We start from the raw sequence: 16,763 nt of genomic DNA, 5'->3' as shown, positions 1-16,763 counted from the left end.
TGTCTCGGGCCGCTCGTCCTGGTCATCCGCCTCGACGGGATCGCTGGGGGATCGCGTGCGAGTGCGTGGAAGGCCAGATGACAGCGCACAGGAATCTCAAACAACGGGTTCGAGCCCGCGCCGCGAAGACCGGCGAGTCCTACACGGCTGCCCTCCGGCACTTCCGTCCGACTCCTCAAGGAGAACCAGACATGCCGGAAGCCCTACGGATCGCCGTCACGCAGTCGACGGTTCGTGAAGACCCGACGAACGCCGCCCTGCTCCGGGAGAGCGGCGACGAGGTCCGCCGACTGATGCGGGAGGCCGCCAGGTCAGGCGCGCGGCTGGTGCACTTCCCGGAGGGAGCGATCTGCTTCCCGAGCAAGGTGATCATGTCCGAGCTCGGCCCGGACGAGGTCGGTCCGTCCGACTGGACCAAGGCCGACTGGGCCGCGCTGCAAGGGGAGCTCGACCAGATCGTCGCGCTCGCCCGCGAGCTCGGGATCTGGACGGTGATCCCGTCCGTCCACCAGGTCCCCGACGCCCGGCCGCACAACAGCATGTACGTCGTGTCCGACCAGGGAAAGTTGGTCACCCGGTACGACGAGCGGATGCTGTCCACCACGAAGGTCACCTGGATGTACTCCGCGGGCAAGGAGCCTGTGACGTTCGAGGTCGACGGTGTCCGCTTCGGGCTCGCGCTCGGGCTGGACGTGCTGTTCCCGGAGCTGTTCACCGAGTACGACCGCCTCGGCACTGACGTCGTCCTCGTGTCGTACGCGAACAACGAGGGCGTGAACGCGCACATCGGGGTGCAGGTCCGTGGAGCCGCCGCGAACAACACCTGCTGGGTGAGCCTCGCGGCCACGGCCAACCCGGACACCGACCTCACGTCCGGGGTCGCGGGTCCCCGCGGCCAATGGCTGACGCAGTGCGCGGAGGACGGCACGCCGTCGGTCGCGATCGCTGAGCTGCACACCGACGAATTCACCGCCGTCGGCCGCGACTTCCGTCGCCGGACGCGGGACCGTGTCACCCCGTAGCCCTCACAGGTCCGGGTGCTGACACGTTCTGTCTGTATGAACAGGCATGCGGTGGTCAGCACCCGGATCGGGGAGCTCACGGTGGTGGTGTCGGGGACGGAACTGCTCGGAATCTATTTTCCGCACCACTGGGTGAAACCGTCGGCGGAGACGCTGGGTGAGCGGGTCGAGGCGTCCGACCCGCTCATCGCGGTCGTCGTCGAGCAGTTGGAGGAGTACTTCACCGGCGCGCGCCGGTCCTTCGACCTGCCGACCCGGTTGGAGGGCGAGGTGTTCCAGCGGCGCGTGTGGTCGGTGCTCGAGGAGATCCCGTACGGCGAGACCACGACGTACGGCGAGATCGCGGCACGGCTCGGCGAGACGGCGCAGGCGGTCGGCAAGGCGGTCGGGCAGAACCCGCTCTCGATCGTGGTGCCGTGCCACCGGGTGATCGGGAAGGACGGGTCGCTCACCGGCTATGCGGGCGGGCTGAAGCGCAAGCAGTTCCTGCTCGACGTAGAGGAGCCGGTGGGGGCGCGGCTGTTCTGAAGGCGGACCTCAGCCACTCACCAACCCCCGCGAATCGACGGCGGCAGACCGCCGATGAGCGTGCCGCGCGGCGGTGCGGCGTGGTTGGTGAGTGACGGGCGTCCGCGCTATCGACTCAGATCGCCGACCTGGGCGGCGTACCAGTCGAGCTCGGTGAGGTGTTCGGCGATCTCGCGGAGCGTCCAGTTCGGGCTGCGGTCCTTGTCCCACTCGGCCGGGTCGAGAGCGGCGTACCGCAGTGTGAACGTCCGCCCGAGCCGCTGCAGTCGCTGCTCGGCCTCGCGTACGTCCTCCGCGGTGAACGGCGCGAGGTCCGCGGCGGACGTGAGCGCACTCGCGTGCCACTCGTCGGGCTGCGTCGGTACGCCGGCCAGCAGCGACTCGACCTCCGCCAGGTGATCGACCAGGTGATCGGCGATCCGGCGTACCGCCTTGTGCGGCGTGAACGTGCGGCCGTCGTCGGACGTGCGCGGTTCGCCGTCCCAGGCCGGCCAGGTCACGACGAGTTGGAGGCATCGCCCGACGGCCTGCTCGACGAGTTCTCCGGGGTTCTGTGTCATAGCGCCGACGCTAAGTCCTTCATGCTTCGGTGTCGGCCGAAGTGATTCCGAGCTTTCCGGCCAGCCGCTCCGCGTCGTACGGCGCGTGCACCTTGACGTCGTTGTCGAAGTACACGTAGGTGTCGCATTTCCAGGAACGGATCTTCCGCGCCCAGCGACCGAGGGACTTGTCGTCGTATCCGCTGACGTAGAGCTCCTCGGCGCCGTGCAGCCGGACGTAGGCGAACTCCGCGGTGACGTCGCCGAACATCGGCCACTTGCCCGCGGTGTCGGCACAGACGACCGCGACGTCGTGCTCCCGGCAGAGCTCGACGAACTCCTTGGTCTTGAAGCTGTCGTGCCGTACTTCGAGTGCGTACCGGATCGGCTGGTCGACGGCAGTCTCCAGCAGCGCACGGCCTTCCATCCGTTCGTCATGGCGTTTGGCGACCTCGACCGCCTCGACGGTGCTTCGCGGCAGCTGCTCGAAGAACGCGGCGCAGCGCTCCGCGTCGTACTGGAAGTTGGGCGGCAGCTGCCACAGCACCGGCCCGAGTTTGTTGCCGAGCGCAAGCACACCGGACGCGAAGAAGTTCGCCAGCGGCGCGTCCACGTCCGCCAGGCGCTTCAGATGCGTGACGAAGCGCGGCCCCTTGACCGAGAACACGAACCCGTCGGGCGTCTCGTCGTACCAGCGCTGGTACGAGGTGGGGCGCTGGAGGGCGTAGAAGGAGCCGTTGAGCTCGATCGAGTTCAAGCGGGAGGACGCGTACTCGAGCTCGAGGCGCTGCGGCAGCCCGTCGGGGTAGTAGACCTTCCGCCAGGGTGCATAGCGCCAGCCCGAGATCCCCACTCGGTACGGCGAGTCCGGCCAGCGCGTCATCCCTCGATTATGGTCCCCGCATGCAGATCGACCGCGGTGCGTATCCGGACGCAGTGACCCCCTGGGAGGACCCGGCGTGGCGGGCAGCCGCGCTTGGCTGGCTGGACGCGCGACTCGACGAGGCCGGCGTTCACGAGACCGGTCCGCGGCGGGTCCGGGTCCGGCCGTGGTCGGTGCTCGTCCGGGTCGAGGCGGAGGAGCCGCTCTGGTTCAAGGCCGCGTCGCCCGGGAGCGCGTTCGAGGCCGGGCTCGGCGAGGCGCTGTCCCGGTGGGTGCCGTCCCACGTGCTCACGCCGTACGCGGTCGACGCCGCCCGCGGTTGGTCGCTGCTGCCGTCCGGCGGGCCACTGCTCCGCAGCCTGGAGATCGGGCCGCGCGAGTGGGAGGAGGCGTTGACGCAGTACGCCGAGTTGCAGCGGGCCCTCGTGCCGCGGGTGGAGGCGTTGCTGGGTCTCGGCGTACCTGATGCTCGGGTATCGCTGCTGCCGTCGATCTTCGACGAGGCCGTCGCCGGGAACGGGGTGCTGGATGCGGTGGAGCGGGAACGGTTGCGGCGGTTCCGGCCGCGGCTGGTCGGGTGGTGCGAGGAGCTTGCGGGTCTCGGCGTACCGGATTCGCTGGATCATGCGGATCTGCATGACGGTCAGATTCTGGTTGCCGCGGCCGGGCGGTACACGTTCTTCGACTGGGGTGACGCGAATGTGGGGCACCCGTTCTGCAGTCTGCTGGTCGCGCTCGATCGTGCGGCCGACGACCACGGCTCGGAGGTGGTGGCTCGGTTGGAGGACGCATATCTCGAGCGGTGGACGGACGGTCACTCGCTGGCCGACCTGCGCCGCGCCGCCGAGCTCGCCCGCCGGCTCAGCCAGCTGACCCGCGCCGGTTCCTGGGCCCGGCTGTTCCCGACGGCCGCCCACATCGGCGATCCCGAACGCGCGGCCGCACTGTCGCGGTTGGCCGGTTGATCTCCAGGCCCTCACAATTCGGCCCGTTGCGCGCCCGCACGCCTGAGCCCGCCGGCGACGGCGCGATTGTGAGGGCGTGGGGATCCGTCAGGTGGGGATCCACTCCGGCCACCAGGGCGGGACGTTGCCCGGGCAGGTGCCGGGTGAGGCGGCCGGGGTGCCTTGCCACGAGAACAGGGCGAGGTCGGCGATCGCGATCGCGATGGCCGCGGCGATCAGCGAGAACAGGAACGCCTTCCCGGCGTACCTGAAGACGACGGTGAACAGCACCAGATTGACGATCAACGCGATCGGCACACCGAGGAAGAGCAGCGTCAGCCCGTTCGGCACGCTCCCGGCGACGTCCACCTGACACGCCTTCCACGCCCGCGACGTCACCACCACCAACCCGAACGCCGTCCCACCACCGACCACCACCGCAAGGAACGACTCCCCCTTGCTCCCCTTCGCCGCAAACGCCATGAGGATCACGGTAAGTGATCCACCGCCCCACTTCACCTCACCCCGGCGGGTACACCAGACTCAATCGGGCTTCGGGCGGAGCCAGAGCATGGTGGTGAGGTGGGTGAGGTCTTCGGGTTCGTGCGGGACGACGACGACCTGGTGTTCGTCCTCGTAGAGCACCCGGCCTGGCGCGGGTGACTCGTAGCGTTCGCACGGGACGTTGTGGGCCGCGAGGATCGCCAGGTAGCCCGGGAGCGGCTCCATCAGGTGCGCGGCCGACGACCGGAACCACGCCGCCGCCCGCAGGTTGGCCTCGTACACGGTGGGGTCGACGGTCGACGGGTTCGTGTACGTGGCGTCGTACCAGGCGTTCGTCGTCCGGCGGAACGCTTCCTCCTCGGCGCTCAGATATCCGCGCTGACCGAGCATGTTCACCAGCCCGAAGACGCCGATCCGCCGCCCGCGCCGATCCGGCACCGGACTCTGATACCTGACGAACACATCCGCCCCTTCCTCCGACCCGGGTTGACCGTAGCAGTCTGTCAGGGCAACCCTGACAGACTGGAGGACGCGGTATGCCGGACAACGTGCTGCGATGCTCGTTCTGCGGGAAGGTCGCCGACGAGGTGCAGCGGCTGATCGCCGGGCCCGGCGTGTTCATCTGCAACGAGTGCGTCGACCTCTGCGTGCAGGTGATCGACGAGCAATCGTCGCTCCCATCGCCGGACGGCAAGAGCGACGAAGAGTTGCTTGCGGACATCGCGCGGCTCGACAAGTCCCGCGGCCAGGTCGAGGCCGCCGTACAGGAACGCGTGCAGACCCTGCGCTCCCGATCCGTCACCTGGGCACGCATCGGCGAAGCCCTCGGCATCAGCCGCCAGTCAGCCTGGGAACGCTTCTCCGGCGAGGAATAGGCCGTCAGCCTGCCGTGAACGCCGCGATCTCGGCCAGGTAGCGATCAGGCTCCTCGACGTTCGGGAAATGGGCGCTCTCGCCGAAGACGCGGAGCTGAGCCTGCGGTAGCCGGGTGGCCAGGTCACGGCACGCATCCACGCCTGCGTTGCGATCCCAGAAGCCGACGAGCACCAGCACTCTGACTTCCAGCGCGGCGAGCTCGTCGACGAGCGGCACGCGCCGCGGCGGCTCAGCGGCGAGCGCGGCCGCCATCTCGCCGGTGTTGACCAGCCCGCTTTCCTCCCACAGCTCACGGACCCGCCGCGCCGCCGCGGGCCGACGGAACAGGAAGCGGTCGACGGTCTCCCGGTCGACGACATCCCAGACCGCGGCTGGCCCCGACTCAGCAACCGCGGCGCGGATCGCGGCCCGCATCCCGTCGTCGGCGGCAACGGCTTCGAAGCCGGATCCCCACGTCGACGGCGTGAGCGGACCAGCCAGCGCGGTGCCTTGAAGAATCAGGCCGGCGACGCGATCCGGATAGGCGACGGTGTACTCGGCCGCGAGATCCCCGCCGAACGAGATGCCGAGCAGCACGATCCGCGGCAGGCCGAGATGCCGCCGCAACTGTTCCAGGTCGTCGACGAGCAGCGGTACGGCGTACCGCCCGTCGCCGTCGCTGCGCCCGGAGCCGCGCTGCTCGTAGTACACAACCGGCCCGAGCTGCTCGAGCCCAGGCCCCGTCAGCCGCTCGAAGTCGTAGACGAATCCGCCGGGCCCACCGTGTACCACGACGACCGGCGTGCGCCCACGCAGGTCGCCCACCACCCGCACCCACTGCCGGACCCCGTTGAGCTCGACGTACGACTCACCCACCACCGCAGTCTCACACGGCGCCGGCGTACGACGTCGCTCCGCGCTCTTCTGCCCGAGACCGACTGGCCGTCACCTCTCAGCTGACCTGTTGCCCTCGGCAAGCTAGACCTGGCTGTGATGCTTACGCGGCCACAGCGCGATCGCGGTCGCGAACAGGGCCACCGCTACGACGAGGTCGAACAGTTCGCCCTGGCGGACCGCGGAGACGATGCCTCCGAGCCCGGCGAGAACGAAGCACACAGCCAGCAACGTCCGCAGCACTGTCATTCCCCCCACCCCCTACCCGCTAGATCGGGTGCCGCCCGGGGAGTGTTACGCGGGGCCGGAGAGCAGCGCGTCGACCCAGGCGTCGTGATGCCTCGCGACGTAATCGGCGGCCGGGCCCCAGAAGTCGGCGTGGCCGTCTGCGTAAAGCTGGGCCCACGGTTGTTCACCGGTCTCGTGGCCGCGGACCAGCAGTTCGTACGATCCGCGCGTACGGGCCGCGATCTGCGCGGGGAACGCCCGGCGCTGCTCTTGGTCGAGCCCGTACGCGTCCACGAACGCCCGCAATCGCGGGGCGTCCGCCGTCACGTCGCCTCCCGGCAGCAGCGGTACGAGCGACTGCGCGGCGTACCCGAGGTCCCACAACCGGGTCGACGGCCCGGCGTTGTCCCAGTCGATGAAGACCCAGCGGTCGTCGTTGCGGACCAGGTTCCACGGGGCGAGGTCGCCGTGGCAGATCAGCTCGCCGCCGGCCGGGTCCGGTACCGCCGGGTGCCAGGCGGCGTCCGGCGGCGGCTCGAAGTCGTCCATCGCGTCGTGCAGCTCACGGATCAGCCGTCCGGCGCGACGCAGCTCGTCCAGCGTGAACGGCGGCAGCGTGTCCGCGAGCGCCCCTGGGATGTACTCGAGGACGTGGCGCTCTTGCACGTCGCGCCCGAACGTCCGCGGCGCGCCCTCGAAGCGCTTCGCCGCCAGATGGTCGAGCACAGCCTCGACCCCAGCCGTGTGGTCGAGCGCCGGCTTCCGCACCGTCGCGCCGATCTTCACGACCCGATCGGCGACGTTCCCGCCGGTCAGGACCTCTTCAGCTTCCACGCTTGCAGGGATCAGTCGAGGCAGAACTCGTTGCCTTCGACATCTTGCATGTTCTGGCAGGACTCGTTCTCCTCGTCGGCCAGCAGCAGCTGCCCGCGGACGGCCCCCAACGCCTCGAGCCGCTGACACTCGGCCTCGAGCACGGCGAGGCGCTCCGCACCGACGAGACCGGTGCCGACGCGGACGTCGAGGTGCACGCGGTTCTTCACGACCTTGCCCTCAGGAACCCGCTGGAAGAACAACCGCGGCCCTTCCCCGGTCGGGTCGACACACGCGTACGCCGACCCCTGTCGCTCGGCGGGCAGCGACTGGTCGAACTCCTCCCAGGACGCGAACCCCTTCGGCGCCGGCGGCACGACGTACCCCAACACCTCACACCAGAACCGAGCAACCCGCTCAGGCTCCGCACAGTCAAAGGTGACCTGAAACTTCTTCACCGACGCCATACGCCCACCCTAATCGGGCCGGCTTCAACGGGTCACCTGGTTTGCCAACCACTCCTCAGCAGTTACCGTCCGTCCGCCCACCACCGGCCGTAGCTTCTCCCAGGCGTCGCGGAACTCGAGCAACGCCATCGCACTCGCGACCCGGAACCCACCGGCCTCGACGTCGAACACGTTGGCCGGCCACGTGTGGCGCGTAGCACCCCAGAAGTCGGTATACGGGCCCGGCTGCACCAGGAACAGCTCGACTCTGATCCCATCGACCTCGAAGGCTCGCTTGTGCGGGAGCCGCTTGGCCACGATCTCGCGCACGTCACCGCTCTCCAGGTATCCGTCCACAGCCTCGAAGTTGTCAGCCGGATACAGCAGGTCGAGGTCCTGGTGCGCGCGCGGCAGACTCAGCCCGAGCAGCTCCGACGCCCAGCCCCCGAACAACCAGGTCCTGACGCCGGCGCCCTCCAACCGCCCGACGGCATCCCGCACGAAGGCAAGATCATTGGTTCGGGCCATGCCGCTCAGGTTTGCATGATGCGGACGAAGACGGTGGGGCGGGCGGCAGTGGGGTTGTCGACCAGGAGGTCGACGTACAAGGGCAGGCCGTTGGAGTCGGTGTCGTCGACCTGGTCACTCGCTCGCGCCGGCCAGCTGCTCGGCCGCCACTCGGCGAACCGCGCGGGCAACTCGTCGTCCCAGCCGGATTCCTTCGGCAGGGCCTCCGACCGGGTCGTGTCCGTCAGCGCGCCCGGCGTGAGCCGGTAGGCGCCGAGGAAGCCGGCCAGTCCGACCCGGTCGGTGGCGAAGCGCAGATAGATCTCGTTCACGTCCCAGTCGCGAAGCTCCACCCATTCAAGCCCGGTAGCGCCCGCCGGCAGGTGAATGTCGTAGTACTTCACATGCTTCGCGAATTCCGCGCTCTCACCAGTCCCGCTCGAGATCTCCACATGCGGCTGAACCGAGCAGCCGACCACGGCAAGAGCCGCCACAAGCCCCGCCGTACGTCGTCCGCGCACGCCGCCACCGTACAAGGCTAGGGTCTACGCGCATGGATCTCGCAGCCCTACAGGCCCGCGCCGTCGCCATCAACCAGCTCTACGACCGCCACAACGAGGCCGCAGGCCGCACCCCCTGGACCACCACCGACCTCGCCCTCGGCTTCGTCGGCGACGTAGGCGACCTCGCCAAACTCGTCATGGCCACCGAAGGCCGCCGCCACATCGACGACGCCGAAGCCCGCCTCGGCCACGAACTCGCCGACTGCCTCTGGTCAGTACTCGTCCTCGCCGACCGCTACAACATCGACCTACCCACCGAATTCACCCAAATGACCAACACCCTGGAAACCGAACTGACCGCGCTTGACGGGGCGCGGGATCACCGGATCATGACGGCCCCTGCCACGGCAACCGCGATTCGCGAGGCGAGCGATATTGATTGGGCGTGGCGGATGTTGCTGCAGGGCCGCGACCATCTGCGTTTGCTGCTCGACCGCCACGACGGTTCCGAAGCCGCCTGGGAGGCCGCGCCGGACACGACCGGTCATGCGGGTTTCGACACGTTGCTCGCCGTACTGACCGCCCAAGAGTTCAAGGCGGCAGGCGAAGATCCACCCGCCTGGACCGAGGTCGAAGCCCTCCCGGATCCGTGGATCCCCGAGCATCCCTTCCTCGAGCGCGACGAGATCATCGAACAAACCCCGGACTACCTGGCCCAGGTCAACATATTCGTCCCCGCACGCGACCTGGTGACCGCCTGAGCAACACCCACAACGAGTCCAGCTGACCGAGGCTGCACCCAGGAAACGGCGGGCGGGTCGAGGGGTGGCGGGGGATGATGGCGGGATGGTTGAGCGGCATTCGCGGGCTGTGGCTGGTGGGCGGGCGTTTTACTTCACTGAGCGGTTGTGGGAGTTGGCGGAGGGGCTTCCGGTGCAGCCTGTGCCGATCGAGGCGATCAAGGCGTTCGACGAGGATTGCTGGTTCGGAGGCCGGGCGGTCACCTGCCGGATGGTTGCTCGGCATGCCGATCTGATTCAGAAGGCCGATCTCAGTTATCCGGTGATCCTGTCGGCGGACGGGCGGTTGATGGACGGCGGGCACCGGGTCTCCAAGGCCTGGATCAGCGGCCGTACGACGATCGACGCCGTACGGTTCCCGGTCGATCCGGAGCCGGACTACGTCGAGTGGCACACCGATCCGAAAGTCACGCCGGACGAGTCCGCGGCAAACGTCGTACGCGACAACCAGCGGTACTGGGAAGCGTTGGCGCCGGCGCGCAAGGGTGCGCCGGTGGAGTCGCTTCGCTCCGGGGCCGGCGTGTTCAACGAGCACGAGCGCGCGGCAATCGGTGACGTCAACGGACGACGGGTGCTGCAGCTGGCCTGTTCGGTGGGCGACGAGGCACTGACGTTCGCCCAGCTCGGAGCCGAGGTGACCGCCGTCGACCTCGCGCCGAGCCACTTGGCCACGGGCAGGGCGAAGGCCGACACCCTGGGCTTGGCCGTGGACTTCCGAGAGCAAGACATGATGGCTCTGTCCGAAGACCTCAACGGGTTCGACCTGATCTTCATCTCCTGGGGCGGTCTCTGCTGGGCACCGGACATCAACGCCTGGGCCCACCTGGTTGCGCAACGACTCAACCCCGGCGGTTCGCTGGTCATCAGTGAGCACCATCCGTTGTGGGAGGTGCTGACGGTCGCCGACGAGGACCGTCTGAGCGTTTCCGGCGACTACTTCGTCCCGGATCGCGTCGGCTACGCCGATCCGCTCAAGGCACCCGAGATCACCCGGACGCTGGGAGTCCCGGATCTCCCCCACAAGAGTTTCGTCTGGAGCATCGGCAACGTCATCGGCGCCGTCCTGACCGCCGGGCTGACGCTCCGCTCGTTCCAGGAGTTCTCCGAGGGCGACATGTACCCGGCCCTCGGCGACACCGCGGACCGCATCCCGGCCACCTACCTGCTGACCGCCACCCGCTGAATGCCCCACTACCCGCCGCCCGCAAGACCACTCGGCCCGGATGCCGAGGGTCAGTGGGTCACTCGCTGGACGTCACCGGAGTGGACGCAGACCGCAGACGCATGGGTCGGCGACCGCCTCGCCGAGCATGGCCGCCGGATCAGCGGCGAGCCCGTCACCTACCGGGCCCGCTTCTGGTCGGTGGTCCGCTGCTACACGACCGTCGAGGGCCTGGTGTGGTTCAAGGAGAACAACCCGGGCCACCGATTCGAGCCAGGCCTGGTCGCGACGCTGGCACAGTTCGCGCCGTACGACGTGATCCTGCCGATCGCGCTGGACCGCGAACGCGGCCGGCTCCTCACCGAGCATCACGGTACGACGCTCTGGCACCCGGACGTCGCGGATCAGCCGACGCGCTGCACCGTCGTACGCGCACTGGCCCGCCTGCAGTGCTCCCTGCTCGGCCGCCTCGATCCGGCCGAGTACCCCGGCATGATCGAGCTCGCCCCGGCCGCGGCCGGCGATCGGGTCCGCGCGGTCGCCCGGGAGTGGGCGGACCTGCCGCCCGAGCATCCGCTGCACGCCGATCCGGCCATGGTGACCCGCGTCGACCGAGCCGCCGACGTACTGGATCGGCGGACCGCGTCGCTCAGCGACACTGTTCCGCTCGATCTGGAGTTCAACGACGTCTACCCGGCGAACATCTTCGCCGACCGGTCCACCGGCGTACTCCGGCCGCGGTTCTTCGACTTCGGCAACACGATCTGGGCGCATCCGTTCGTCACCCTGCACGGCTTCCTCGACGCGGTGGCCGACTGGACGCGGGCGCCGTTGTCCCGCGGGCACCGGGACGCCCTCCTCAACGCGTACCTCGACGTCTGGTGCGACCGTCTCGATGCGGATCCGCGGGTACTGCGCCGCGACCTCGACGCCACCGAGGCGCTGGTCCGTGTGCACCGCCTCGTCTCCTGGCTGCGCCTGATCCCGTACGCCGACCCGATCGAGCTCCGCACCCGCGCCGAGATCCCACGGAAGTACCTGGCCGGGATCGCGGCGCTGGCCGGCCGCCAGGCAGAATCGGAGTGTGAAGAAGCCAGAGGCTGAGCCCGTCGTCGCGCGCAACCGCAAGGCTGCCCACGACTACCAGCTGGGCGAGTCCTGGGAGGCGGGGATCGTGTTGCAGGGCCTCGAGGTGAAGGCGCTCCGCGCCGGGCGGGCGTCGCTGGTCGGCGGGTTCGCGGCCGTCGAGGACCGGGAGATCTGGCTGTACGGCGTGCACATCCCGCAGTACTCGCAGGCCCGCTGGTTCAACGAAGGCTCGCGGCGCAAGCGGAAGCTGCTGCTGCACCGGGCGCAGATCGACAAGATCGAGCGCAAGGTCAACGAGAGCGGGCTGACGATCGTCCCGGTGACCCTGTACTTCAAGGACGGCCGCGCGAAGGTCGAGATCGCCCTCGCCCGCGGCAAGAAGACCTGGGACAAACGCCAGACCCTCGCCGAACGCGAGGCGACCCGCGAAGTCGAACGCGCCGTCAACCGCCGCCTGAAAGGCCGCCGGGACTGACCCGCCAGGTTGCAGTCAGCGAGGAGCGAGGAGGCAGAACTCGTTGCCTTCCGGGTCGGCCATGACCGTCCACGTGACATTGGTGCCGCTCAGGTCGATGGGTGTCGCCCCGAGAGACTGCAGTCTGGCGGCCTCTGCCTCCAGGTCGTCGCCTGGATACGGGCGGATGTCGAGATGAACCCTGTTCCAGACGGTCTTCTCGTCAGGCGTGCGTAGGAACTGCAGGTAGGGCCCGACACCCTTGGCCGAACGCAGTACTGCGTTGTGGTCGGTCACCTTGTGCACGGTCCAGTCCATGGCCTCGCCCCAGAAGTCGGCCATGGCGCGCGGATCCGCGCAGTCGACCACGACCGTGGCGATCGGTCCGGTGTCCTGGACCGGGTCGTGCCAGTCCAGCACGCAGAACTCGTTGCCCTCCGGGTCGGCCATCACCGTCCAAGAGACGTCGCCCTGGCCCACGTCGGCGAGTGTCGCGCCGAGAGCCTTCAGGCGCGCCACCAGCTCCGCCTGATGGGCGGCCGAGGTGGTGGCGAGGTCGACGTGCACGCGGTTCTTCACCGTCTTGGGTTCCGCGGAGGCGACCAGATCGATACAGACGGCGACGGGGTCGGGGTAGACGAAGCCCTTGGGCTCGAGATTGGTCACGCCGGGTCCCTCGCTCGAGAGTTCCCAGCCGAGCACCTCCGCCCAGAAACCGCCGAGCGCCGAGTCGTCCCGAGCCTTCATGTTGATCTGCACAAGCCGCGTCGCCATGCCGCCGATGCTAGCGACAGTCCCGTCTGCCACTCGCCTGGGTCAGCTCCAGAGGCCCCGCGGGATCCAGCATCACCCTTAACCTGCGCAGTCGTTGGCCTGGATGTTGAGCCACATTCCGCTCCTGGGGTCCTGCAAGGCAGCCCAACGCGGCTCGCGCTCAGGCACCTCCGCCCCGAGCAGGTCGCGGTAGAAGGCAACCTCGGCGTCGTACTCGTCCGGCGCGCAGTCGACGCACACCGCGTTCCACGCGAACCCTGGCATCGTCGGTCGACTCCTTCGCTAGGCGGGAAAGGCCTTCCAGTGTCCTTCGGAGACGACCTCGACGGTGCCGTCCGTCACCTTGATAGCGGTCTCGTCGTCGATCGCGTACGCCGGCCCTGCGATGGCCGCGGCCCATCTCTCCGCATCGGCCATGGTGTTGCCCGGCATCTGCTCGTGGTCCAGGTGCGGGTAGATCGAGAAGTCGACGACCCCGAGCGTGCGGTCGTCGGGCGCGGACGGCCAGCTGACAAAGTCGTCGCCGATCCGCGGGGTCATCACCATGCTGCCGGCACTGAGCCCTACCCAGACCGTCTCCGGCAGCGACGAGACGACGCCCGCCAGCCCCGACTCCCGCATCCAGTGACACAGGTACGTCGCGTCGCCACCGTCCACCAGCAGCACATCAGCCTCCCGAACCCACGGCACCCACCGCTCCTCGCCAATGCTGGGCAACGCCGTGAGCTCCAGAACGCCCAAGGACGCCCACCCCAAGCTGGTCAGCCTGTCAAACGGAGGCTCACCGACGACGGACCTTCGCACCGAGACAGGCCCGAGCATCGGATGCCCCCACTGCGCAGTCGGGATGCAGAGCGCACGAGCCTCGGAGATCGGCTTCCCCAGCAGCTCGACCAACGCATCACGGATGCTGTCGTTCGTCACACCACCGGATGTGAGCAGCAGCTTCACAACACCTCCCAAGCCGAGTACGACGGATCCGCGTGAACAACCGCCATTCACCTGTTCAACGCACGCTACGTTCCGGATCCGACATTCTTGCCAAAAGATTCGGTGGGCATCGATCCCGGACATGCGAAGACGCCAGGTCAGCTACGCGCTCGATATGGGTTTGTCGGCGCACTCAACGTACGCCTGCAATCCCGAACCAAGAGGCGGGCACACGGCGGTCATTGCCGCACCTGTTCGATGCACGCCTGGCGCACGATTCCGGCTAGCTCATCCTCCGTCCGGCTCCATGGAGACCGCAGATCATCGTCAATTCCCCACAACTCGCCGAGGGGCTGCTCGAAGGCCTCGGAGGAATACCCGATGCCAATCACAAGTTCGGCGACTTGATTAACGACCCAGGCCCAGCGGGCCATGCCAGTGAGATGCAGGTTCGCGATGTGGTCGTATGCCACCTTGAGGGCCGCATGCCTTGAGGACAAAGGGTCAACGCCCACGTCTGCGAGAGCTGCCGGGAGGAGATCGCGAACCTCACGGGTGTCCCGTCCACTCAGGCCGGCCAGTTCCGCCAGCGACGCGCCGTCATACCCCTGAACGAGCCAGCTGGCCGCCCACATCGGCACTGACTCTGCATGCAGGGTGTCCAGGGCCAGCCACGCACCCACCAGGCCGGGTGTCGGCGTCTCCCCATCCGGAACAAACTTCTGCAACATGGCGCCATTGTGCTCGGCTCGCGTGCCACCGTCATGGCAGTTTCGCCGCCGAGTGCCCAATGCGCTGTGGTAATCTCGACCTCGCAGGCGCGGGTTCAACCCCGGTCGTAGGGCGCAGCGGCACGCAAGCCGAAAGGGCAAGGCCCACCTACTTCAAGACCGAAGAGGGAGCGCCATGCCCAAGCTCGAAACGTACAAGAAACAGGCGAAACTGCTCGTTCGCTGGCACCGCGAAGGCAACTTCTCGATTGGCGGTCGCATCCGACAGCTCGAGCGCTATCGCACGTTGTCCGACCACGAAGCACTTGCGCTGAAGTTTCCCCTGACCGAGGCCCAGGAGATCATCGCCCTCGAAGCGGGCTGCGCCAACTGGGCCGAACTCAAGGCGAACACGGAAGCGGCCCCGCCCACCAGCGAGCAGCCGGAGACTCAGGACACGCCAGTCGCGAGCGCCAAACCGGTGCTGTTCGTCGCCGACGTCGATGTCTCGGCCACGTTCTATCGGGACCAGCTGGGCTTCCGGATCGACTTCTTGCACGGCAACCCGCCGTTCTACGGATCGGTGTCGCGCGACGGCGCGACCTTGCACCTGAAGCTCGTACACGAGCCGGTGTTCGCGCCCGGCGCCGCGGAACGAGAAGGGCTCATCATGGCGTTCGTCGATACGCCGAACGTACGCGAGCTTTACACGGAATATCTGGCCGCCGACACCGAAATCGTGCAGAAGCTGACCAAACAAGCCTGGGGCGGCACCGACTTCATCGTGCGCGACCCACACGGCAACGCGATCGCATTCGTCGGCTGAGGCCCGACACGGCGGGAGCATGATCACCACAGCCTCAAGAACCCCATCCATTCAGGAACTACCGACAGGCGACACCAGCTCTGTCACACCCCTGACAGTTCGACCCCGATAGTTGCCCCGTCCCCCTGACAGCTGCCAACGAAGGTCAGCGCGGCGCGGGTCAAGAGCCGGCCCGCCGATCCCGAAGCGACGCCGTACACGCTCTTGACGCGTGCCGTGCTGGCCGTACGATCGGGCGGCGAGGGGACGGAGCCATCGCGACTCGACGCCAGACCTCGGACGATGCCGATGCTCTTGAAGCGGGCGATCCTCGGTCGTCTCCGCGAGGGGCAGGCGAGATCCGGCGGCAGCAAACGAGGGAGGCGGCTGTCCTCCGTCGATGGATGCGCGACACCCGCCCACCAGGTGGTCTGCGACAGCTTGAGGGGGTCGAGCGTTGGCTCTGGCGTCGAACGCGTCAATCCCCGCCGAGGGGTATTGGGTCGATGATGCCGCGGAACACGATGGGTACGTTGGTGCCTGCTCGGGCCTTGAGTTGGGCAAATGCGTCCGGTGGCGCGGTGGAGAAGAGCGCGACACTGACGGCTGAACGGTCGGGTTCGCTGCCGATCGCGGACACGATGCCTGGGTTGTTGGCGATCACGGCATCGATCGCAGTGCTCAACTCGTCGAGCGAATACGGCGCCGGCGTGAAGGTCACGGGAACTGGCTGGAGCGCCGCCAGGCTCCGTAGCCCGGCGGGGATGGTGCCCTTCCAGTAGACCACGACCGTCGTGCGGTCCCTGAGAACCCGCACGCCGCCGGAAGACCTGGCGTGATGCTCATGGATCCAGCCGGCCAACGCACGGCCGACCTTCTGCGCCGCCACCTCGTGCGGCGGCAACTCCGCGCCCAGGAAGCCACCTTCCGTGGCGTCGGGGATCTCGCGCTTCAGCATGGTTCGCCCCACCTCCCGGAGTCAGGTTCGCGGGCAGCCCACGTATCTCATTCTGCGCGTGCTTCGCACGACCTGTTGCACCTGGTCGGTGTCTTTCGAGCGCTGGTGATGCACGGATCGCGGTGGCCATGCATCGGCTAGCCAAGAGGCTTGACCATGATCAGACAGGGCTCGTCCGGACCCCAGAGGTCGGTCAAGCTCCAACGGAAGCAACCCACGCATCTCGTAGAAGTGCGGGGCACGGGCGTACCCAGGGTCGGGTTGCGCCGTGTCGACGGCCAGCTACAGCTCGGGCTGGTCAAGCGCCACAGCCGTCGAGGCGTGGGACAACGGCTACGCCCTGACAACCATGCTCGGTACGCCGATCGAGCCGCGCGGCACTCGTGTGCGTCAGCGCTGTGGAGTCAGCCGTCCC

The 16,763-nt window shown here is 68.2% G+C and carries 24 protein-coding genes; 9 read left to right on the top strand and 15 right to left on the bottom strand.

Translation table 11 applies throughout. The features are described from left to right. Positions 1-191 precede the first annotated feature (191 nt). Complete coding sequence (locus tag AB0L64_RS03215) at positions 192-1,022, top strand: carbon-nitrogen hydrolase family protein (protein ID WP_363707187.1); 831 nt, start codon at positions 192-194, stop codon at positions 1,020-1,022. 36 nt (positions 1,023-1,058) lie between these two features. Next, positions 1,059-1,550, top strand: a complete 492-nt coding sequence (locus AB0L64_RS03210; protein WP_363707185.1) for a methylated-DNA--[protein]-cysteine S-methyltransferase — start codon at positions 1,059-1,061, stop codon at positions 1,548-1,550. A gap of 107 nt (positions 1,551-1,657) precedes the next feature. On the opposite strand, the gene AB0L64_RS03205 is transcribed toward AB0L64_RS03210, so the two are convergent. Further along, entirely contained in the window at positions 1,658-2,110 is a 453-nt protein-coding gene (locus AB0L64_RS03205; protein ID WP_363707183.1) for a hypothetical protein, read from the bottom strand. A 19-nt stretch (positions 2,111-2,129) separates the two neighbouring features. After that, the gene (locus AB0L64_RS03200; RefSeq protein ID WP_363707182.1) at positions 2,130-2,972 is read right to left on the bottom strand and encodes a DUF72 domain-containing protein; all 843 of its coding nucleotides are present in this window, start codon (positions 2,970-2,972) and stop codon (positions 2,130-2,132) included. 20 nt (positions 2,973-2,992) lie between these two features. Between AB0L64_RS03200 and AB0L64_RS03195 the strand changes: the two genes are divergently transcribed. Beyond that, complete coding sequence (locus AB0L64_RS03195; protein ID WP_363707180.1) at positions 2,993-3,937, top strand: phosphotransferase; 945 nt, start codon at positions 2,993-2,995, stop codon at positions 3,935-3,937. An 87-nt stretch (positions 3,938-4,024) separates the two neighbouring features. Here the strand turns inward: AB0L64_RS03195 and AB0L64_RS03190 are convergent, their stop codons facing one another. Both AB0L64_RS03190 and AB0L64_RS03185 read right to left on the bottom strand, forming a co-directional pair. Next, positions 4,025-4,399, bottom strand: coding sequence for a hypothetical protein (locus AB0L64_RS03190; protein WP_363707178.1), 375 nt, complete (start codon positions 4,397-4,399; stop codon positions 4,025-4,027). 60 nt (positions 4,400-4,459) lie between these two features. Further along, a complete protein-coding gene (locus AB0L64_RS03185) occupies positions 4,460-4,858 on the bottom strand; it encodes a hypothetical protein (protein WP_363707176.1) in 399 nt (132 codons plus the stop codon). Between the two features lie 98 nt (positions 4,859-4,956). Here AB0L64_RS03185 and AB0L64_RS03180 point away from each other — a divergent pair, with 98 nt between their 5' ends. Then, a complete protein-coding gene (locus tag AB0L64_RS03180) occupies positions 4,957-5,295 on the top strand; it encodes a ClpX C4-type zinc finger protein (protein ID WP_363707174.1) in 339 nt (112 codons plus the stop codon). 4 nt (positions 5,296-5,299) lie between these two features. Here AB0L64_RS03180 and AB0L64_RS03175 read toward each other — a convergent pair whose 3' ends face one another. The 6 genes from AB0L64_RS03175 to AB0L64_RS03150 form a co-directional block, all read right to left on the bottom strand. Continuing rightward, complete coding sequence (locus AB0L64_RS03175; protein WP_363707172.1) at positions 5,300-6,151, bottom strand: alpha/beta hydrolase; 852 nt, start codon at positions 6,149-6,151, stop codon at positions 5,300-5,302. A 102-nt stretch (positions 6,152-6,253) separates the two neighbouring features. Beyond that, the gene (locus AB0L64_RS03170; RefSeq protein WP_363707171.1) at positions 6,254-6,418 is read right to left on the bottom strand and encodes a hypothetical protein; all 165 of its coding nucleotides are present in this window, start codon (positions 6,416-6,418) and stop codon (positions 6,254-6,256) included. Between the two features lie 45 nt (positions 6,419-6,463). Next, positions 6,464-7,231 (bottom strand): phosphotransferase, encoded by a 768-nt coding sequence (locus AB0L64_RS03165; RefSeq protein WP_363707169.1) that lies wholly within the window; start codon positions 7,229-7,231, stop codon positions 6,464-6,466. A gap of 11 nt (positions 7,232-7,242) precedes the next feature. Beyond that, positions 7,243-7,677: a VOC family protein gene (locus AB0L64_RS03160; RefSeq protein ID WP_363707167.1), complete on the bottom strand. Its 435-nt coding sequence runs from the start codon at positions 7,675-7,677 to the stop codon at positions 7,243-7,245. Between the two features lie 24 nt (positions 7,678-7,701). Beyond that, positions 7,702-8,184 carry a hypothetical protein gene (locus AB0L64_RS03155; protein WP_363707165.1) on the bottom strand — a complete coding sequence of 161 codons (483 nt, stop codon included), beginning with the start codon at positions 8,182-8,184 and terminating at the stop codon, positions 7,702-7,704. A 5-nt stretch (positions 8,185-8,189) separates the two neighbouring features. After that, positions 8,190-8,684 (bottom strand): hypothetical protein, encoded by a 495-nt coding sequence (locus tag AB0L64_RS03150; protein WP_363707163.1) that lies wholly within the window; start codon positions 8,682-8,684, stop codon positions 8,190-8,192. A 32-nt stretch (positions 8,685-8,716) separates the two neighbouring features. Between AB0L64_RS03150 and AB0L64_RS03145 the strand changes: the two genes are divergently transcribed. The 4 genes from AB0L64_RS03145 (at position 8,717) to smpB (ending at position 12,192) form a co-directional block, all read left to right on the top strand. Continuing rightward, the gene (locus AB0L64_RS03145) at positions 8,717-9,427 is read left to right on the top strand and encodes a hypothetical protein (RefSeq protein WP_363707161.1); all 711 of its coding nucleotides are present in this window, start codon (positions 8,717-8,719) and stop codon (positions 9,425-9,427) included. 172 nt (positions 9,428-9,599) lie between these two features. After that, positions 9,600-10,649, top strand: a complete 1,050-nt coding sequence (locus AB0L64_RS03140) for a class I SAM-dependent methyltransferase (RefSeq protein ID WP_363707159.1) — start codon at positions 9,600-9,602, stop codon at positions 10,647-10,649. After that, positions 10,650-11,732: a hypothetical protein gene (locus AB0L64_RS03135; protein ID WP_363707157.1), complete on the top strand. Its 1,083-nt coding sequence runs from the start codon at positions 10,650-10,652 to the stop codon at positions 11,730-11,732. It abuts the gene before it with no gap. Next, positions 11,713-12,192, top strand: coding sequence for an SsrA-binding protein SmpB (gene smpB / locus AB0L64_RS03130; RefSeq protein ID WP_363707155.1), 480 nt, complete (start codon positions 11,713-11,715; stop codon positions 12,190-12,192). The genes AB0L64_RS03135 and smpB overlap by 20 nt, the downstream gene beginning before the upstream one ends. A gap of 15 nt (positions 12,193-12,207) precedes the next feature. Here the strand turns inward: smpB and AB0L64_RS03125 are convergent, their stop codons facing one another. From AB0L64_RS03125 to AB0L64_RS03110, 4 genes are all read right to left on the bottom strand, one after another. Further along, entirely contained in the window at positions 12,208-12,945 is a 738-nt protein-coding gene (locus tag AB0L64_RS03125) for a VOC family protein (RefSeq protein ID WP_363707153.1), read from the bottom strand. A 78-nt stretch (positions 12,946-13,023) separates the two neighbouring features. After that, entirely contained in the window at positions 13,024-13,209 is a 186-nt protein-coding gene (locus tag AB0L64_RS03120) for a hypothetical protein (protein ID WP_363707151.1), read from the bottom strand. Positions 13,210-13,227: 18 nt separating this feature from the next. After that, entirely contained in the window at positions 13,228-14,019 is a 792-nt protein-coding gene (locus tag AB0L64_RS03115; RefSeq protein WP_363707149.1) for a Type 1 glutamine amidotransferase-like domain-containing protein, read from the bottom strand. Positions 14,020-14,114: 95 nt separating this feature from the next. Next, complete coding sequence (locus tag AB0L64_RS03110; protein WP_363707147.1) at positions 14,115-14,606, bottom strand: hypothetical protein; 492 nt, start codon at positions 14,604-14,606, stop codon at positions 14,115-14,117. A gap of 175 nt (positions 14,607-14,781) precedes the next feature. Between AB0L64_RS03110 and AB0L64_RS03105 the strand changes: the two genes are divergently transcribed. After that, positions 14,782-15,411 (top strand): glyoxalase superfamily protein, encoded by a 630-nt coding sequence (locus tag AB0L64_RS03105; protein ID WP_363707145.1) that lies wholly within the window; start codon positions 14,782-14,784, stop codon positions 15,409-15,411. Between the two features lie 457 nt (positions 15,412-15,868). On the opposite strand, the gene AB0L64_RS03100 is transcribed toward AB0L64_RS03105, so the two are convergent. After that, positions 15,869-16,348 carry a hypothetical protein gene (locus tag AB0L64_RS03100; protein WP_363707143.1) on the bottom strand — a complete coding sequence of 160 codons (480 nt, stop codon included), beginning with the start codon at positions 16,346-16,348 and terminating at the stop codon, positions 15,869-15,871. Positions 16,349-16,763 lie beyond the last annotated feature (415 nt).

Source organism: Kribbella sp. NPDC051936, assembly GCF_040680955.1.
Taxonomy (GTDB): Bacteria; Actinomycetota; Actinomycetes; order Propionibacteriales; family Kribbellaceae; genus Kribbella.
The sequence above is the reverse complement of the archived record's forward strand: the minus strand, read 5'-3'. Positions and strand labels throughout refer to the sequence as shown.